This is a genomic window from Streptomyces chryseus (assembly GCF_014650755.1).
Lineage (GTDB): Bacteria > Actinomycetota > Actinomycetes > Streptomycetales > Streptomycetaceae > Streptomyces > Streptomyces chryseus.
Genome location: NZ_BMVO01000006.1, coordinates 265,758 through 282,185 on the forward strand (window position 1 = coordinate 265,758; position 16,428 = coordinate 282,185).

A 16,428-nucleotide genomic window follows, 5' to 3' on the forward strand; every position below is an offset into this window, starting at 1 on the left:
CGGCCTCAGCACACCGGCAGGCCGGGGACGGGCTCGTCGTTGGCGCCGCCCTGGATGTAGACATCGCTGACGAACACCCCCGCGTTGCCCCTGTCGTCGTCGGTCTTGGCCCACCACACGTTCGTCCACTGGCCGTCGGTCTCCCGGCGGCCCAGGTTCTGCTGGCAGTAGAAGTAGTTGGTGCCCGCGTTGAGCACGCCGACTTCGGCCCCGGCCGCCGTGTACGACGTCGCGGACTTCCAGACCGTGCAGTTGTACTTGCCGCCGCCGATGCCGTGGCAGACGGGCTCCGGGTCGGGCTCGCCGGGAGCGCTGCCACCGCCCGTGACCGTCTTGCCGCCGCTGCCCGACGCGCCCGCCGACGAGCCGCCCGCGTCACCGGCCCCGTCCTCGGCATCCTTGCCGCCGGAGGAGCCGGACGTACCGGAAGCGCCGCCGTCGGAGTCCCCGGCGGGGTCCTTGCCGTCCCTGCCGTCGGCCCCCTCGGCGTCCTTGCCGTCGCCGCCCGCCGGGGGCTTCGCGTCCGGCCGGCCGGACGCGTCGGCGCCCCGGCCGGTGGGCTTGGCCGCGGCGGGCTTCCCGGCCGTGGACGGCTCGCCCGCCGCCGGGATGCGGTCGAGGCTCCGGGGCGCCTCGCCCTCCCCCGCCGCCCGTGCCCGGTCGCCGGACGTCTGCTCCGTACCGCCGGTGAGGACGTACGTCACGCCGCCGCCGGCCAGCAGGACCACCGCGACACCGGCCGCCACCAGGGCCGCCCTGCCCCGACCGGAGCCGAGCCGGTGCGGGTCACGCGGGGCGGGCTGAACGGGCTGCGCGTGCGGGACCGGGTGCGGGGCCGGCGTCACGGGGCCGAATCCCTCCGGCCGGTGCGGCAGCACATCGCGCACCGTCTCCTCGCGGGGCGCGCCGCCGCCCAGGACACCGCCCGCCGTGGCCGCCGTTTCCTCACCGGCGGCCACGGCGGCGAGCAGTCGGGCGGCCTGCCGGGCGTCGGGGCGCTGCGCGGGGTCCTTGGCCATCAGCTGCTGGAGTACGGGCCCGAGCGGCCCGGAGCGGCGCGGCTCGGGCAGCGGTTCGGCGACGATCGCGGTGAGCGTCGACCAGGTCGACGTACGGCGGAACGGGGAGCCGCCCTCCACGGCCGCGTACAGGGTCGCGCCGAGGGCCCACACGTCGGACGCGGGGCCCGGCTCGTGCCCCTGGGCGCGCTCGGGCGCCAGGTAGTCCAGGGAGCCGACGAGTTCGCCGCTGCGCGTGAGGTGCGTGGTGGAACCGTCGCCCGGGTCGTCCATGGCGGCGATCCCGAAGTCGGTGAGCACCACCCGCCCGCCGGCGCGCTCGATCAGCACGTTGCCCGGCTTGACGTCGCGGTGCAGCACGCCGGCCTGGTGGGCGGCGCCCAGCGCCTCCAGCACCTTGGCGCCGATGGAGGCGGCTTCGCGCGGGTCCAGGAGCCCCCGCTCGCTGAGTACGTCGTCCAGTGAGGGCCCGTCGACGAGCTCCATCACGATGACGGGCCGGCCGTCGTGCTCGGTGACGTCGTGGACGGCGATGACTCCCGGGTGGCGCACGCGCGCGGCGGCGCGCGCCTCGCGCTGCATCCGGATCCGCAGGTCGGCCAGTTCCGGCGCCGACACGTCGTTGTACGTCCGCAGTTCCTTGACCGCGACTTCGCGTCCGAGCACCTCGTCGACGGCGCGCCAGACGACGCCCATGCCACCGCGTCCGAGCTGCGCGACCACTCTGTAGCGGCCGGCCAACCGCTCGTTCTCCCCCGTGGCCACCGCTGCCCCGTTCCTCTGTTCCGCGTGTTCCGCTGCTCCGACTGAGACCGGGTACAGCGTACGGGGCAGCGGTGGCGGCGCCGGACGCCGTCCGGGGCTGTTACTTGGCGGTTGCCGTGAGGTCTCCCCGGCGCGGCGAGGCGAAGCCGTCGAGGTCCGCGCGGGTGAGGCCGGTGAGCCGGGCGACCTCGGCGGTGTCGAGGGCGCCGCAGTCGATGCCGCGCAGCAGGTAGCCGCTCAGCGCCTTGGCGGTGGCGGGCTCGTCCATCACGTCGCCGCCGGCCTGGTTGACGTAGGCGGCGAGGCGGGCGGCGGCCTGCTCGTACCCCTCGCGGTAGAAGGCGAAGACGGCCGCGTAGCGGGTCGGGATGTGGGCGGGGTGCATGTCCCAGCCCTGGTAATAGGCGCGGGCCAGGGCGCGGCGGGTGAGGCCGTAGTGCAGGCGCCAGGCCTCGTGCACGTGCGCGGTGGTGCCGACCGGCAGGACGTTGGTGGAGCCGTCCGAGACGCGCACGCCGGTGCCGGCGGCGGCGACCTGCATGATCGCCTTGGCGTGGTCGGCGGCCGGGTGGTCGCTGGCCTGGTAGGCGGCGCTGACGCCGAGGCAGGCGCTGTAGTCGAACGTGCCGTAGTGCAGTCCGGTGGCGCGGCCCTCGGCGGCGCCGATCATCCGGGCCACGGCGGCGGTGCCGTCGGCGGCGAGGATGGACTGGCTCGTCTCGATCTGGATCTCGAAGCCGATGCGGCCGGCGTCCAGGCCGCGCGCCTTCTCGAACTCCTCGACCAGGCGCACCATCGCGGTGACCTGCTCGGGGTAGGTGACCTTGGGCAGCGTGAGGACGAGCCCGTCCGGCAGGCCGCCGGACTCCATCAGGCCGGTGAGGAAGATGTCGAGGGTGCGGATGCCCCGGTCGCGTACCGCCGCCTCCATGCACTTCATGCGGATGCCCATGTACGGGGCCGCCGTGCCGTCGGCGTACGCGTCGCTGATCAGGCGGGCGGCGCGGGCGGCGTGCGCGTCCTCGTCGGCGTCGGTGCGGCCGCCGTAGCCGTCCTCGAAGTCGACGCGCAGGTCCTCGATGGGCTCGCGCTCCAGCTTGGCCCGTACGCGGTCGTACACCGGGCCCGCGAGGTCCTCGGAGAGCCCGAGTACGGCGGCGAACGACGCGGCGTCGGGGGCGTGCTCGTCGAGCGCGGCGAGCGCCCGGTCGCCCCAGGAGCGGACGGTGTCGGCGGCGAAGACGTCACCGGGTACGTAGACGGTGTGTACGGGCTGGCGGGTGCCGGGGTCGCCCGGGTAGCGGCGGGACAGCTCCTCGTCGACCGGTACGAGGGAGGCGCTGATGCCCTCGCTTACCGCGCCCGCGAGACTTGTCGCCACCTTCTCCTGCTGACCCATGACCTACCCTCCAGTTTTCCGCTGCACGGAATCAATAATCCGCATGGCGAAGTTAACGCCGGTCGCGACCTGCGTCAATGGTCTGCCGAAAGCAGCCGGGGCCGCGCGGTGAAGATCACCACGCGGCCCCGGGCCGTTACCGCTCAGCACTGCTTCGCAGGTCAGCCCTTGCGGGTCTTGACCTCTTCGGTCAGCTGCGGGACGACCGCGAAGAGGTCGCCGACGACGCCGTAGTCGACGAGGTCGAAGATCGGGGCCTCGGCGTCCTTGTTGATGGCGACGATCGTCTTCGACGTCTGCATGCCGGCCCGGTGCTGGATCGCGCCGGAGATTCCCGAGGCGATGTACAGCTGCGGGGAGACCGACTTGCCGGTCTGGCCGACCTGGTTGGAGTGCGGGTACCAGCCGGCGTCCACGGCGGCGCGCGAGGCGCCGACAGCGGCGCCGAGCGAGTCGGCGAGCTCCTCGATGACGTGGAAGTTCTCGGCGCCGTTGACGCCGCGGCCGCCGGAGACCACGATCGCGGCCTCGGTCAGCTCGGGGCGGCCGGTGGACTCGCGCGGGGTGCGCGCCACGACCTTGGTGCCGGTCGCGTTCTCACCGAAGGAGACGGAGAGCGCCTCGACGGTGCCGGCGGCCGGTGCGGCCTCGACCGGAGCCGAGTTCGGCTTGACGGTGATGACCGGCGTGCCCTTGGAGACACGGGACTTGGTGGTGTACGAGGCGGCGAACACAGCCTGCGTGGCCACCGGGCCCTCGTCGCCGGCTTCGAGGTCGACGGCGTCCGTGATGATGCCGGAACCGATGCGGACCGCGAGGCGGGCCGCGATCTCCTTGGCCTCGGCGGAGGAGGGGACGAGTACGGCGACCGGGGAGACCGCGTCGTACGCGGCCTGGAGCGCGTCCACCTTCGGCACGACGAGGTAGTCGGCGAACTCGGGGGCGTCGGCGGTGAGGACCTTGACGGCGCCGTGCTCGGCGAGCGTGGCGGCGGTGGCCTCGGCGCCCTTGCCGAGCGCGACCGCGACGGGCTCGCCGATGCGGCGGGCGAGGGTCAGCAGCTCAAGGGTGGGCTTGCGGACGGCGCCGTCCACGTGGTCGACGTAGACGAGAACTTCAGCCATGGGACTTCAATCTCCTGCGAGTGCGAAGAATCTGGGGGCGTGTGAGGGGGCCGCGCGGGGCCTAGATGAACTTCTGGCCCGCGAGGAACTCGGCCAGCTGCTTGCCGCCCTCGCCCTCGTCCTTGACGATCGTGCCCGCGGTGCGCGCCGGGCGCTCGGTCGCCGACTCGACCTTGGTCCAGGAGCCCTCGAGGCCGACCTCGTCGGCGTCGATCTCCAGGTCCTCCAGGTCCAGGGACTCCACCGGCTTCTTCTTGGCGGCCATGATGCCCTTGAAGGACGGGTAGCGGGCCTCGCCCGACTGGTCCGTCACGGAGACGACGGCCGGCAGCGAGGCCTCGAGCTGCTCGCTCGCGGCGTCGCCGTCACGGCGGCCCTTCACGGCGCCGTCCTCGACGGAGACCTCGGAGAGCAGCGTGACCTGCGGGACGCCCAGGCGCTCGGCCAGGATCGCCGGGAGGACGCCCATGGTGCCGTCGGTCGACGCCATGCCGCAGATGACCAGGTCGTAACCGGTCTTCTCGATGGCCTTGGCGAGCACCAGCGAGGTGCCCATGACGTCGGTGCCGTGCAGGTCGTCGTCCTCGACGTGGACGGCCTTGTCGGCGCCCATGGACAGCGCCTTGCGCAGGGCGTCCTTGGCGTCCTCGGGGCCGACGGTCAGCACGGTGATCTCCGCGTCGTCGGCCTCGTCGGCGATCTGCAGCGCCTGCTCGACGGCGTACTCGTCGAGCTCCGACAGCAGGCCGTCGACGTCGTCGCGGTCGACGGTCAGGTCATCGGCGAAGTGCCGGTCGCCGGTGGCGTCGGGCACGTACTTCACACAGACAACGATCCTCAAGCTCACGCCGGCTCTCCTACTGCATCGTCTATTTCTTGACTGCCTCGTTGCAGGCAGCATAGGCGCCTGAAGGGGCGGTTCCCGGTCGGGGCCAACCCCGCTCCGACTGGAATATTACTCGTCAGTACATCCAGAGCGTTCCCCGTAAGCAAGCGCTTTGAACTGTGACCTTGCCAACGCTGAGTAATCGGCGGACAGGGGGACCTCTCAGTCCCTCAGCGCGTTGAAGCGTCCCTGGTGGTACAGCAACGGCCGGCCGGCTCCCGAGGGGTCTCCGGCGACGACCTGACCGAGCACGATCCGATGATCCCCCGCCGGAACGCGCGCCACCACACGGCACACCAGCCACGCCAGCACTCCGTCCAGGAGAGGCACTCCCTCGGGCCCGGTACGCCACCGGGTGGGCGGTGCGAAACGGTCGGCGCCGCTGCGGGCGAACGTGGCCGCCAGGTCGCGCTGGTCCTCGGCGAGGACGTGGACGCCGACGTGGCCGGCCTCGGCCAGCACCGGCCAGCTCGACGAGCCGGTGCCGACGCCGAAGGAGATCATCGGCGGGTCGGCGGCGACGGAGTTGAGCGAGGTGGCGGTGAACCCGACGGGCCGCGCCCCCCGTGCGGTGATCACGGCGACGCCTGCGGCGTGCTGCCGGAAGACCGCCCGCAGCAGCTCGGGAGAGCCTTCGAGGGGCTGCGGCGGCGCCTGGTGCGGGCCCGGGGCGGCGGGCCGGGTGCGGCGCGGTACGGCGAGGTCGGTCGAGGCCGTCATGGAGGTTTCCTTGCTGTCCTTCTGCGGCGGATGCGTGCGGGCCCGTGCGTGCTCAGACACCGGGACAGCGCGCGCTCGCGTCGCGGGCCAGGTCCACGTGGACCCGCTTGTGAAGGAGGATTTCTGACGGCACGCGGTCAGACTGACGACCCGTGACCTGCGCGGTCAAGCCTGGACCGCGGGATGGGACGCGCGTCACGGCGTTCATACGGCTTCTCCGAGCGCGGCGATGACATCGGCACGGCGCGGCTGCCCCGAGGCCCGGCGCACGATCCGCCCGCTGCCGTCGAGCACGAGCACGGTGGGTGTGGCGAGGATGCCCAGTGCGCGTACGAGGTCGAGCCGCGCCTCCGCGTCGATCTCCACATGGGCGACGCCCTCGACCATGTCCGCCACCTCGGCCAGCGTCCTGCGGGTCGCGCGGCAGGGCTGGCAGAACGCGCTGGAGAACTGCACGAGGGTCGCCCGCTCCCCCGTCGGTGCGCCGAGTTCGGCCGCGCCCAGCCGCGTACCGCCGTCGTGCCCTGGCACGTCGCGCCTCCTGTGTGTCCGCCGGTCGTTCCCGTCCTTTTTCCCACGCCTTGGCTCCAGCGCTCACCACGGAGAGACGATTCCTGCCGTTTCCGTACGTGACGAGAATCTCGCGCGTGAAAGCCATCAGGACTGGCTACTCGGCCGCTCATGGGGCACGATCTGCCCATTGCGGCTAAACCTACGGCCGCGTAACCTCGCCGGGAGAGCCCTCCCCGGGCACAGAAGGGTCCCCTCTGACATGGCAGAACTCGTCTATCGACCGGTCATCGGTGCCGCCCTCACCCTGTTCAAGGCGCTGGACCTGAAGATCGACACGCAGGGTTCTGAGAACATCCCCCGCACCGGTGGCGCCGTGCTGGTGAGCAACCACATCAGCTACCTGGACTTCATCTTCTCGGGACTCGGCGCGCTGCCGCAGAAGCGCCTCGTGCGTTTCATGGCGAAGGACTCCGTCTTCCGCCACAAGATCTCCGGGCCGCTGATGCGCGGGATGAAGCACATCCCCGTGGACCGCAAGCGCGGTGAGGCGGCGTACGCGCACGCCCTCGACTCGCTGCGCTCCGGCGAGATCATCGGCGTCTTCCCGGAGGCGACGATCTCCGAGTCGTTCACGCTCAAGAGCTTCAAGTCGGGTGCGGCCCGCATGGCCCAGGAGGCCGGCGTCCCGCTGATCCCGATGGCGCTGTGGGGCACCCAGCGGATCTGGACCAAGGGCCGGCCGCGCAACTTCGGCCGCAACCACATCCCCGTGACGATACGGGTCGGCGAGCCGATGGAAGCGCCCACGGACGAGTTCGCGGGCGCCATCACGCGCCGGCTGCGCGGCCGGGTGCAGGAGCTGCTCGAAGCCGCCCAGCGCGCGTACCCCGTACGCCCGAAGAACGCCGACGACACGTGGTGGATCCCGGCGCACCTCGGCGGTTCGGCGCCCACGCCCGCGCAGGTGCGCGAGGCCGGCTGACCGGCGGCGCAGGGGGCCGCGAGGTCCCCGGCCGGGCGGATCAGAGCGCGGCGGGGAGCGTTCGCCAGAGGGACGAGCGGTCCGGGGCGGCCCGCAGGGCGCCCAGGACCGCCGGGTGGGGTGCGGCGTACAGCTGCGGGTAGTCCACTTCGCCGTACTCCGTGCGGACGGTGAACGCCAGCCGTTCGCCGTCCACGGAGAACCGCGCGTCCACGCCTGGCCTGTTGCCCCGCGGGTCCTGGCGCAGCCAGTCGCCGTGCCCGGGAAGTCTGACCGCGACGAGGCCGTGGAGGACGGGGTTCGACCCGTCGTCGTCCGCGAGCCGCTGGTAGCACAGGGCGGTCGGAATGCCCTCGGCCCGCAGCAGCGCGGCGAGGGCGTGGGCCTTGGCGTGACAGATGCCCGTACGCCGCCCGATCACGTCCGAGGCGCGCCAGGGGACGCGTTCGTCGCCCGCGTCGTGGGAGTGCGGGATGGTGTCGCGGACGAAGGTGTACGCCGCTTCGGCGTATGCGTATGCACTGGGCGTCGTGGGGCGCAGGAGCGCCGCCGTCTTGCGCACCAGCGGGTGTTCGTGATCGATGACGTCGTCGGCGGCCAAGTATGCCGAAAGCTCCGGGTGTTGCTGGATCAGCTCCATGGCGCCAGAGCGTAGGGAAGCGGCCGACTGGAAGTCAATCACTTTCCAGTCGGCCGCATACCTATACGGCTTCGCTACCGGGCCATCTCTTCCTTGAGCGCCTGGACGAAGCCGTCGACGTCGTCCTCGGTGGTGTCGTAGGAACACATCCAGCGGACATCCCCGGCGGCCTCGTTCCAGAAGTAGAAGCGGTAGTGCTTCTGGAGCCGCTCGCTGACGTCGTTGGGCAGGCGCGCGAACACGGCGTTGGCCTGCACCGGGTAGAGGATCTCCACGCCGTCCACCTGGCGGACGCCGTCGGCGAGCCGCTGGGCCATGGCGTTGGCGTGGCGCGCGTTGCGCAGCCACAGGTCCCGCGCGAGCATCGCTTCCAGCTGGACCGACACGAAGCGCATCTTGGACGCGAGCTGCATCGACAGCTTGCGCAAGTGCTTCATGGCACGCACCGCGTCCGGGTTGAGGACGACGATCGCCTCGCCGAACATCATGCCGTTCTTCGTCCCGCCGAAGGACATGATGTCCACCCCGACGGCGTTGGTGAAGGTCCGCATCGGTACGTCGAGCGAGGCCGCCGCGTTGGATATCCGGGCTCCGTCGAGGTGCACCTTCATGCCGTGCGCGTGCGCGTGCTCGCAGATGGCGCGGATCTCACTGGGCGTGTAGACCGTGCCGAGTTCGGTGTTCTGCGTGATCGACACGACCTGCGGCATGGCGCGGTGCTCGTCCTCCCAGCCGTACGCCTGCCGGTCGATGAGCTCGGGCGTGAGCTTGCCGTCCGGCGTCGGCACGGTCAGCAGCTTGAGTCCGCCCATCCGCTCGGGGGCGCCGCCCTCGTCGACGTTGATGTGCGCGGTCTCGGCGGCGATGACCGCCCCCCAGCGGTCGGTGACCGCCTGGAGGGCGACCACGTTGGCGCCGGTGCCGTTGAAGACGGGGAACGCCTCGGCGAGTCCGCCGAAGTGGCTGCGGATGATCCGCTGGAGGTTCTCGGTGTAGTCGTCCTCGCCGTACGCGACCTGGTGGCCGCCGTTGGCGAGGGCGACGGCGGCGAGCACCTCGGGGTGCACGCCCGCGTAGTTGTCGCTCGCGAAGCCGCGCACCCGCGGGTCGTGGTGCCGGCGCGCGTCGGTCTTCGCCGCGTGCGTCGGATCGGGATTCACGGCTTGGGAGTCAGCCACAGACGCTGTCCATTCACTTCACTGGCGGGCTGGTCCCAGACCCCGGCAATGGCCTCGGCCAGTTCCTTGACGTCCGTGAAGCCCGCGAACTTCGCGGTCGGGCGCTCGGCGCGCATCGCGTCGTGCACCAGTGCCTTGACGACCAGGATCGCAGCCGCCGTACGGGGACCCTCTTCGCCCCCCGCCTTGCGGAACGCGTCGGCGAGCGCCAGGGTCCACGCCTCGGCGGCGGCCTTGGAGGCGGAGTACGCGGCGTTGCCGGCGGTGGGCTTGGAGGCGCCCGCCGCGCTGATCAGCAGGTAACGGCCCCGGTCGCTGCGCTGGAGCGGCGCCTGGAACGCGAGGGAGGTGTGCTGCACCGTGCGGATCAGCAGCTTCTCCAGCAGGTCCCAGTCCGCGAGGTCGGTCTCGGCGAAGGACGCGCTGCCGCGCCAGCCGCCGACGAGGTGGACCATGCCGTCGATGCGGCCGAATTCCTTCTCGGTCTTGTCGGCCCACTCACGGGTGGCGTCGAGATCGAGAAGGTCCACGGTGTCACCGGTGACGGTGGCGCCCCCGTGGGCGTACCGGGCGGCGTCGACCGCCTCGGCGAGGCGCGCCGGGTTCGCGTCGGAACCGACCACGATCGCGCCCGCCTCGGCCAGCCTGAGCAGCGTGGCCCGGCCGGCCGGGCCGCCGGCCCCGGCGACCGCGACCACAGCGCCTTCCAGCGATCCCCCGTTGCTGTTGCCGATGCTGCTGGTCATGGTCGTCGCCTCCTGGTCGCGAGGGCTCACGCGGCCACCCGCTCGGCACTCGTCGCGGTGATCCCCTTGGTGGCGGCGATCACGTTCTTGAGCTTCTTGGAAAGGGCCTCATAGAACATGCTCAGCGGAAACTCGTCCGGAAGCACATCGTCCACGAGCTTGCGCGGGGGCAGCGACAGGTCCAGCGCGTCGGGGCCCTTGGCCCAGCGGGATCCGGGGTGCGGAGCGAGGTACGTCGACACCAGGTCGTACGCGGCGAACCAGTGGACCAGCTTCGGGCGGTCGATGCCGGCCCGGTAGAGGTCCTCGATCTCGCCGCAGAGCTGGTTGGTGACCTGCGGGGCCCGCTCCCAGTCGATCTTCAGCGTGTTGTCGGTCCAGCGCACCACGTCGTGCTTGTGCAGGTACGCGAAGAGCAGCTGGCCGCCGAGACCGTCGTAGTTGCGGTTGCGGTCGCCGCTGACCGGGAAGCGGAACATCCGGTCGAACAGCACGGCGTACTGGACGTCACGGCCGTGCGCGTTGCCCTCGGCCTCCAGCTTCACGGCCTCCTTGAAGGCGGTGAGGTCGCAGCGCAGCTCCTCCAGGCCGTACATCCAGAACGGCTGGCGCTGCTTGATCATGAACGGGTCGAACGGCAGGTCGCCGTGGCTGTGGGTGCGGTCGTGGACCATGTCCCACAGTACGAACGCGTCCTGGCAGCGCTGCTGGTCGGAGACCATCGCGCGGATGTCGTCCGGCAGTTCCAGGCCCAGGATGTCGACGGAGGCCTCGGTGACGCGGCGGAAGCGGGCCGCCTCTCGGTCACAGAAGATGCCGCCCCAGGTGAAGCGCTCGGGGGCCTCGCGCACCGCGATCGTCTCGGGGAAGAGCACGGCGGAGTGGGTGTCGTACCCGGGCGTGAAGTCCTCGAAGGTGATGCCGAGGAACAGCGGGTTGTCGTAGCGCGTGCGCTCCAGCTCCGACAGCCACTCGGGCCACACCATGCGCAGCACGACCGCTTCGAAGTTGCGGTCCGGGTTGCCGTTCTGCGTGTACATGGGGAAGACGACCAGGTGCTGGAGGCCGTCCGCGCGCTGCTGGGCGGGCTGGAAGGCGAGCAGCGAGTCCAGGAAGTCCGGCACGGCGAAGCCGTCGGCGGCCCACTTGCGCAGGTCGGCGACGAGAGCGCGGTGGTACGCCGCGTTGTGCGGCAGCAGCGGCGCGAGCTCCTCGACGGCGTTGATCACGCGGTCGACGGTCGCCTCCGCCATGGCGCGCGTCGGGGCGCCCTCGGCGTCGAAGTCGATGGAGCCGTCCGCCGACTGCCAGGGCCGGATCGCCTCCACGGCATTCTTGAGCTCGAGCCAGGCAGCGTGCTCGACCACGCGCCGGGCATCGGATATGCCGTCGGCGACTGTGTCCTGCACAAGAATTTCCGTCATGTCACTTCCTCCACGGGAGAACCTCGCGTCAAGGCACCGTATAGGTCTTCTGGTCTCCCATTCAAGCCCACCCTCAGTAAATTATCCTGCCGAGCCCCCTTGATCGCCGCGATTCTTCCTGTCTCGCGCTGTGCGGGCGATTGCTTCTGCCACACCGTCCAGCGCGTCCCGGGCGTCGTCGAGCACGGCCGGGAAGGCGAGGAAGCCGTGGAACATGCCGGGCCGGTGGTCCTCGGTGACCGCCACCCCGGCGGCCCGCAGCCGCCCCGCGTACGCGCGGCCCTCGTCGCACAGCGGATCGCAGCCCGCCGTGACGAGGTGCGACGCGGGCGGCAGCCCGGACAGGTCGGCGGCCCGCAGTGGGGAGGCGTGGGGGTGGGCTCCGTCACCGTCCGGTCCCAGGTACTGCTCCCAGAACCAGCGCAGCGCGGCGGCCTCCGTGAAGTACCCGGTGGCGTTCGCGCGGTAGGAGGCGGTGTCCTGGCGCGCGTCGGTCGCCGGGTAGACGAGCACCTGGAGGGCGAGGGACGGGCCCCCCGCGCTCCTTCGCCACGAGCGCCGCGACAGCCGCGAGGGTGCCGCCCGCGCTGTCGCCCGCCACGACCAGGGCCCCGGGATCGCCGCCCAGCTCCCCCACGTGCTCCGCGGCTCACAGCAGGGCGGCGTACGCGTCGTCGACGGCGGCGGGGAAGCGGGCCTCGGGTGCGAGCCGGTAGCCGACGGAGACCAGCACGGCCCCCGAGGCGCGGCACAGCGCGCGTACCGAGGTGTCGTGGCCGTCCAGGCCGCCGAGGACCCAGCCGCCCCCGTGGAAGTGGACGACGGTCGGGCGCGGGCCGCTCCCGGCGGCCGGACCGGGCCGGTAGATCCGCACCGGCGTGCCGTCGGCGCCCCGCGCGCCGGGAACGGTGGTGTCCGTCACCTCGCCCACCGCCGGCGGCTCCACCGGCGGCCTCGGCAGCGCGTCGACGAGGCGCCGGCCCTCGACGGCGTCGGTCACCGCCCCGCCGAGGTCCGGGAAGGCGGCGGCCAGGAGATCGGCCAGAGCCCTGGCCTCGGGCGTGAGCCGGTCGGGCCCCACGGTCATCGCGCGCTCTCCTCGCACGCCCTGAAGTGCGGGATGACCTTCTCGCCCCACTGCCGGAGCGTCTCCAGGCACGCCTCCTGCGGGACGGTGCCCATCTGGATCAGGCACATGATCTCGTCGGGCCCGGCGTCGCGGAGGCGTTCGACATAGGCGATGGCGTCGTCGGCCGTGCCGTAGGCGTGGTCGGCGTTGAACGTGGCCGTGGCGGAGGGGCGTACCGGGATGTGCTGCTCGTGCAGCCGCGCGACGACCTGTTCCGCGGCCCGGCGCATCTCGGCCGCCTCGTCGGCGCCGGCGACGACCGCCTCGTCGGGGATGCCTGCGCCGCCGTACCAGTGCCCGATGGACTGGGCGAAGAAGCGCTGCCCACGGGTCCCGACGCGCCGGGCCTCCTCGCGGTCGTCGAGCACGATCGTCGGGCAGAGCACGGAGAAGTGGTCGTTCACGGCGGTCGAGACGAAGGAGTCCGGCGTACGGGCGGCCCTCGCGGCGTCGTACGCCGCGCGCATCAGCGCGATCGACTCGGGCCCGGCGAAGCCCATCACCAGTGCCCCCACGCCCAGTTCGGCCGCCCGCACGAGGGTCTCGGCGCGGCTGCACGCGAGGAAGAGCGGAGGGTGCGGGGTCTGGCGGGGGCGCGGCAGGATGGGGTGCGGGGGGATGTCGATCAGTTCACCGTGGTACTCCAGTTCGTCCTCCTGCCAGGCCCCGCCGATGATCCGCAGCGCCTCCTCCACCTCCCGCGTCGTACGGTCCCGGTCGACCCCGCACAGGGAGGTCTCCTGCTCGGTGCCGCCGCGCCCGGCTCCCAGGTCGAGCCGCCCGCCGGAGAGCAGGTCGAGCATCGCGGCGCGCTCCGCGACGCGCGCGGGGTGGTTGAAGTTGAACGGCATGCAGACGACGCCGTGACCGACGCGGATGGTCGTGGTCCTGGCCGCCACCCAGGTCAGGAAGACTTCCGGGGCGGACATGTGCGCGTACCACTTCAGGGAGTGGTGCTCGACGGCCCAGACGCGGTCGAAGCCCATCCGCTCGGCTAGCACGGCCTGTTCGACGCTGTCGCGGATGACCTGGTGCTCACGTTCGACGGTCGGGTCGGCGAGTTGGGCCTCGAAGACGACGGAGAACTGCACGGTGCCTCCAGGGGGTGCGTCCGGGTGGTGCGTCCATGGGGCTGTGCTATTTCTATGAGACATATGACTAGTCGTCATATGCTCTGGACGCAGGGCCGGCGTCGGGCGTCAACGCCCGCCCGGAGCGCCCACGCGCGAGTGACGAGGTTCGCCGATCACCGCCCCGCGACGGTAGGACGGAGCTGTGAGCACCCGCGCAGTCCTCGTCGCCGCCCTGATCACCGGTCTGATCCTCGGGATCGCGGGCACCCGAGCGGAGCACTCCGCTTCTCCGCGCGAGACGGGTTCACTCCAGGAAGAGGGCCGTTAGGCTGCCGGGGAGCCGCTGTCGACGGAAGCGAGACTGCCTTGAGTTTCCTCACCATTGGTCACCGCGGGGTCATGGGTGTCGAGCCCGAGAACACCCTCCGCTCCTTCGTCCGTGCCGAGCAGGCCGGTATGGACGCCATCGAGCTGGACCTGCACCTGAGCAAGGACGGCGCCCTCGTGGTGATGCACGACGCCGAGGTGGACCGTACGACCGACGGCCGGGGCGCGATCGCCGACCTGACCCTCGCGGAACTGCGCGGACTCGACGCCGGGCAGGGCGAGCGGGTCCCGCTCTTCGAAGAGGTCCTGGACGCGGTGCGGTCCCCGCTCCAGGCGGAGATCAAGGACGTCGCGGCGGCGCGCTCGCTCGCCGAGGTGATGCACCGGCGGGACCTGGCGGGCCGGGTGGAGGTGTCGTCGTTCCACGACGAGGCGGTCGCCGAGATCGCTTCGCTCGTACCCGGCGTACGGACGGTCCTCATCGCCAGTCGTTACGGCACCGACGTCGTGGACCGCGCCGAGGCGGTGGGCGCCGCGACGCTGGCCCTGAACATCCGCAGGCTGACCCTGGAGACGGTGGAGCGCGCGCACGCCCGCGGGCTGCGGGTCATCGGCTGGGTGGTGAACACGCAGGACCACCTGCGGCTGGTGCGGGCGCTGGAGCTGGACGGGGCGACGACGGACTACCCGGAGATCCGCCGCACGGGCCGCTTCACGGCGTAACCGCGCGGCCCTGCCCGGCCGGCGGCCCGGGGGCCTGCCCGCCACGGCGCCCGCCCCCGCGCCGCCTCACCCCAGCGTCTTCACCAGCAGTTCGAACCGGAGGTCGTCGCGCTGCGGCACGCCGAAGCGCTCGTCGCCGTACGGGAAGGGCGTCATCCGGCCCGTGCGGCGGTATCCGCGCCGCTCGTACCAGGCGATCAGGTCGTCCCGCACCGAGATCACCGTCATGTGCATCTCGCGCGCGCCCCAGACCTCGCGCACCGTCCGCTCCGCCTCCGCGATGATCACCTTTCCGAGGCCCCCGCCCTGCAGGGCGGGGCGGACGGCGAACATCCCGAAGTACGCGGCCGCGCCCCGGTGTTCCAGCTGGCAGCAGGCGACCAGTACGCCATCCCGCTCGACCGTGAGCAGCCGGCTGTCCGGCGACTTGATCACGTCGAGGACGCCCTCGGGATCGGTCCGCTGCCCCTCCAGGATGTCGGCCTCCGTGGTCCAGCCCGCACGGCTCGCGTCCCCCCGGTACGCCGACTCGATGAGCGCGACGAGCGCGTCCGCGTCCGCCTCCGTCGCGTCGCGGAAGGTGAGCTCCGAGGGGGCCGGGCGCGGGGTGGTCTCCATGAGGGGCGCTCTCCAGATCTGTACGTCGGGTCGGGCGCCCCGAGCCTAACCCGCGCTAGGGTCCGGATGCATGGTGCATGTACTGAGCAGCAGGACGCTTCTGCGGCCCACGGATCCCGAGCGTTCCCGCGCGTTCTACGGCGAGGCCCTGGGCCTGGCCGTGTACCGCGAGTTCGGCACGGGCCCCGAGCGCGGAACGGTGTACTTCCTCGGCGGCGGCTTCCTGGAGGTCTCCGGCCGCTCCGAGACCCCTCCCTCCCCCGGCCTCCAGCTGTGGCTCCAGGTCGCGGACGCGGCGGCGGCGTACGAGGAGCTGTCGGCGCGCGGTGTGCGGGTGCTGCGCCCGCCGGTGAAGGAGCCCTGGGGGCTGATCGAGATGTGGATCGCCGACCCCGACGGGGTGCGCGTCGCCGTCGTCGAGGTACCGGCGGACCACCCCCTGCGCTACCGCCCCTGACCCCGGCGCGCTCCCGTGCACCCCCGTGCGCTCGCGTAGGGGCACGCGCGCATGGGCATCGACGGGACGGACACCGTCGATCGGGAGGTACGCCGTGCACGGACAGACGCTGTCCGGCTGGCTGCTCGTGGCCCTGTGCGCCGCGACCGGCGCGTACTGCCTGCCGCGCCTGCGCGGCGGCAGGTGGGAGCACCGTGAAGAGGCGGCCGGTGAGGCGCTGATGGCGTTCGGGATGGCGGCGATGGCGGTGCCGGCCGCCGTGCTCGCGCCGCCGGCATGGGGATGGGTGCTGTACGCCGCCGTGTTCGGCGGGGCCGCGCTGCGGGGGCTGTGGCAGGCACGGGCGGGCGCCGTCCACGCGCATCACGTGGTGGGGTCGCTGGCCATGGTCTACATGGCCCTGGCGATGCTGCCCGGCGGCGGGGCCTCCGGGCACTCGGGGCACACGGCCGGGTACGCGGCCGGCGGTGTGCCGCTGCTGACCGGTGCGCTGCTGCTGTACTACGCCGCGTACGTCCTGCGCTCGGGGGTGCGGCTGATGCCCGTCACTGCCGGGCCGGCGGGAACCGGTGCGGCGGCAAAAACCAGCGGGGCGGCGCGAACCTGCGGGGCGGCAGACCGGGGCGCGCGGCCGGAGCTGGTGCCGGCCTGCCGGGTGGCCATGGGCCTGGGCATGATCGCGATGCTGCTCACGCTCTGAGCGGC

18 protein-coding genes and 1 pseudogene are annotated in these 16,428 nt (G+C 72.2%); 5 read left to right on the forward strand and 14 right to left on the reverse strand.

Going from position 1 to position 16,428, the window contains the following annotated elements; translation table 11 throughout:
- Positions 1-5: 5 nt before the first annotated feature.
- The 6 genes from IE185_RS13375 to IE185_RS13400 all read right to left on the reverse strand — a co-directional run bounded on the left by IE185_RS13375 (position 6) and on the right by IE185_RS13400 (position 6,444).
- Positions 6-1,784 carry a serine/threonine-protein kinase gene (locus IE185_RS13375; protein ID WP_138895502.1) on the reverse strand — a complete coding sequence of 593 codons (1,779 nt, stop codon included), beginning with the start codon at positions 1,782-1,784 and terminating at the stop codon, positions 6-8.
- Between the two features lie 100 nt (positions 1,785-1,884).
- Positions 1,885-3,183, reverse strand: a complete 1,299-nt coding sequence (locus IE185_RS13380; RefSeq protein ID WP_138895501.1) for a DUF6986 family protein — start codon at positions 3,181-3,183, stop codon at positions 1,885-1,887.
- 161 nt (positions 3,184-3,344) lie between these two features.
- Positions 3,345-4,307 (reverse strand): electron transfer flavoprotein subunit alpha/FixB family protein, encoded by a 963-nt coding sequence (locus IE185_RS13385; protein WP_138895500.1) that lies wholly within the window; start codon positions 4,305-4,307, stop codon positions 3,345-3,347.
- Positions 4,308-4,368: 61 nt separating this feature from the next.
- Positions 4,369-5,154 carry an electron transfer flavoprotein subunit beta/FixA family protein gene (locus IE185_RS13390; RefSeq protein WP_138895499.1) on the reverse strand — a complete coding sequence of 262 codons (786 nt, stop codon included), beginning with the start codon at positions 5,152-5,154 and terminating at the stop codon, positions 4,369-4,371.
- A 201-nt stretch (positions 5,155-5,355) separates the two neighbouring features.
- A complete protein-coding gene (locus IE185_RS13395) occupies positions 5,356-5,913 on the reverse strand; it encodes a flavin reductase family protein (RefSeq protein WP_138895498.1) in 558 nt (185 codons plus the stop codon).
- 204 nt (positions 5,914-6,117) lie between these two features.
- A complete protein-coding gene (locus IE185_RS13400; protein ID WP_189715176.1) occupies positions 6,118-6,444 on the reverse strand; it encodes a TlpA family protein disulfide reductase in 327 nt (108 codons plus the stop codon).
- Positions 6,445-6,685: 241 nt separating this feature from the next.
- On the opposite strand from IE185_RS13400, the gene IE185_RS13405 reads away from it, so the two are divergent.
- Positions 6,686-7,408: a lysophospholipid acyltransferase family protein gene (locus IE185_RS13405; RefSeq protein ID WP_138895496.1), complete on the forward strand. Its 723-nt coding sequence runs from the start codon at positions 6,686-6,688 to the stop codon at positions 7,406-7,408.
- Between the two features lie 40 nt (positions 7,409-7,448).
- Here IE185_RS13405 and IE185_RS13410 read toward each other — a convergent pair whose 3' ends face one another.
- The 7 genes and pseudogenes from IE185_RS13410 to IE185_RS13435 form a co-directional block, all read right to left on the reverse strand.
- Positions 7,449-8,048, reverse strand: a complete 600-nt coding sequence (locus IE185_RS13410; RefSeq protein WP_138895495.1) for a transglutaminase domain-containing protein — start codon at positions 8,046-8,048, stop codon at positions 7,449-7,451.
- A gap of 74 nt (positions 8,049-8,122) precedes the next feature.
- Positions 8,123-9,208 carry a beta-eliminating lyase-related protein gene (locus tag IE185_RS13415; protein WP_138895505.1) on the reverse strand — a complete coding sequence of 362 codons (1,086 nt, stop codon included), beginning with the start codon at positions 9,206-9,208 and terminating at the stop codon, positions 8,123-8,125.
- Entirely contained in the window at positions 9,205-9,972 is a 768-nt protein-coding gene (locus IE185_RS13420) for an SDR family NAD(P)-dependent oxidoreductase (RefSeq protein WP_138895494.1), read from the reverse strand. Before IE185_RS13420 ends, IE185_RS13415 begins: the two co-directional genes overlap by 4 nt.
- 26 nt (positions 9,973-9,998) lie before the next feature.
- On the reverse strand, positions 9,999-11,396 hold the full coding sequence (locus IE185_RS13425) for a DUF6421 family protein (protein ID WP_138895493.1): 1,398 nt from the start codon (positions 11,394-11,396) through the stop codon (positions 9,999-10,001).
- An 81-nt stretch (positions 11,397-11,477) separates the two neighbouring features.
- Positions 11,478-11,909, reverse strand: a complete 432-nt coding sequence (locus IE185_RS33660) for an alpha/beta hydrolase fold domain-containing protein (RefSeq protein ID WP_268246662.1) — start codon at positions 11,907-11,909, stop codon at positions 11,478-11,480.
- A gap of 67 nt (positions 11,910-11,976) precedes the next feature.
- Positions 11,977-12,483, reverse strand: a pseudogene (locus IE185_RS33665) (alpha/beta hydrolase); the annotation flags it as partial.
- Positions 12,480-13,616 carry an LLM class flavin-dependent oxidoreductase gene (locus IE185_RS13435; RefSeq protein WP_189715180.1) on the reverse strand — a complete coding sequence of 379 codons (1,137 nt, stop codon included), beginning with the start codon at positions 13,614-13,616 and terminating at the stop codon, positions 12,480-12,482. The pseudogene IE185_RS33665 and the gene IE185_RS13435, both read right to left, overlap by 4 nt.
- Positions 13,617-13,800: 184 nt before the next feature.
- On the opposite strand from IE185_RS13435, the gene IE185_RS33670 reads away from it, so the two are divergent.
- Both IE185_RS33670 and IE185_RS13440 read left to right on the forward strand, forming a co-directional pair.
- Complete coding sequence (locus IE185_RS33670) at positions 13,801-13,926, forward strand: hypothetical protein (protein ID WP_268245840.1); 126 nt, start codon at positions 13,801-13,803, stop codon at positions 13,924-13,926.
- A gap of 38 nt (positions 13,927-13,964) precedes the next feature.
- The gene (locus IE185_RS13440) at positions 13,965-14,648 is read left to right on the forward strand and encodes a glycerophosphodiester phosphodiesterase (protein WP_138898508.1); all 684 of its coding nucleotides are present in this window, start codon (positions 13,965-13,967) and stop codon (positions 14,646-14,648) included.
- A 66-nt stretch (positions 14,649-14,714) separates the two neighbouring features.
- Here IE185_RS13440 and IE185_RS13445 read toward each other — a convergent pair whose 3' ends face one another.
- On the reverse strand, positions 14,715-15,266 hold the full coding sequence (locus IE185_RS13445) for a GNAT family N-acetyltransferase (RefSeq protein WP_138898507.1): 552 nt from the start codon (positions 15,264-15,266) through the stop codon (positions 14,715-14,717).
- A 70-nt stretch (positions 15,267-15,336) separates the two neighbouring features.
- On the opposite strand from IE185_RS13445, the gene IE185_RS13450 reads away from it, so the two are divergent.
- Both IE185_RS13450 and IE185_RS13455 read left to right on the forward strand, forming a co-directional pair.
- Positions 15,337-15,723 carry a VOC family protein gene (locus tag IE185_RS13450; RefSeq protein WP_138898506.1) on the forward strand — a complete coding sequence of 129 codons (387 nt, stop codon included), beginning with the start codon at positions 15,337-15,339 and terminating at the stop codon, positions 15,721-15,723.
- Positions 15,724-15,817: 94 nt separating this feature from the next.
- Positions 15,818-16,423, forward strand: coding sequence for a DUF5134 domain-containing protein (locus tag IE185_RS13455; RefSeq protein WP_138898505.1), 606 nt, complete (start codon positions 15,818-15,820; stop codon positions 16,421-16,423).
- The last annotated feature ends 5 nt before the right edge of the window (positions 16,424-16,428 follow it).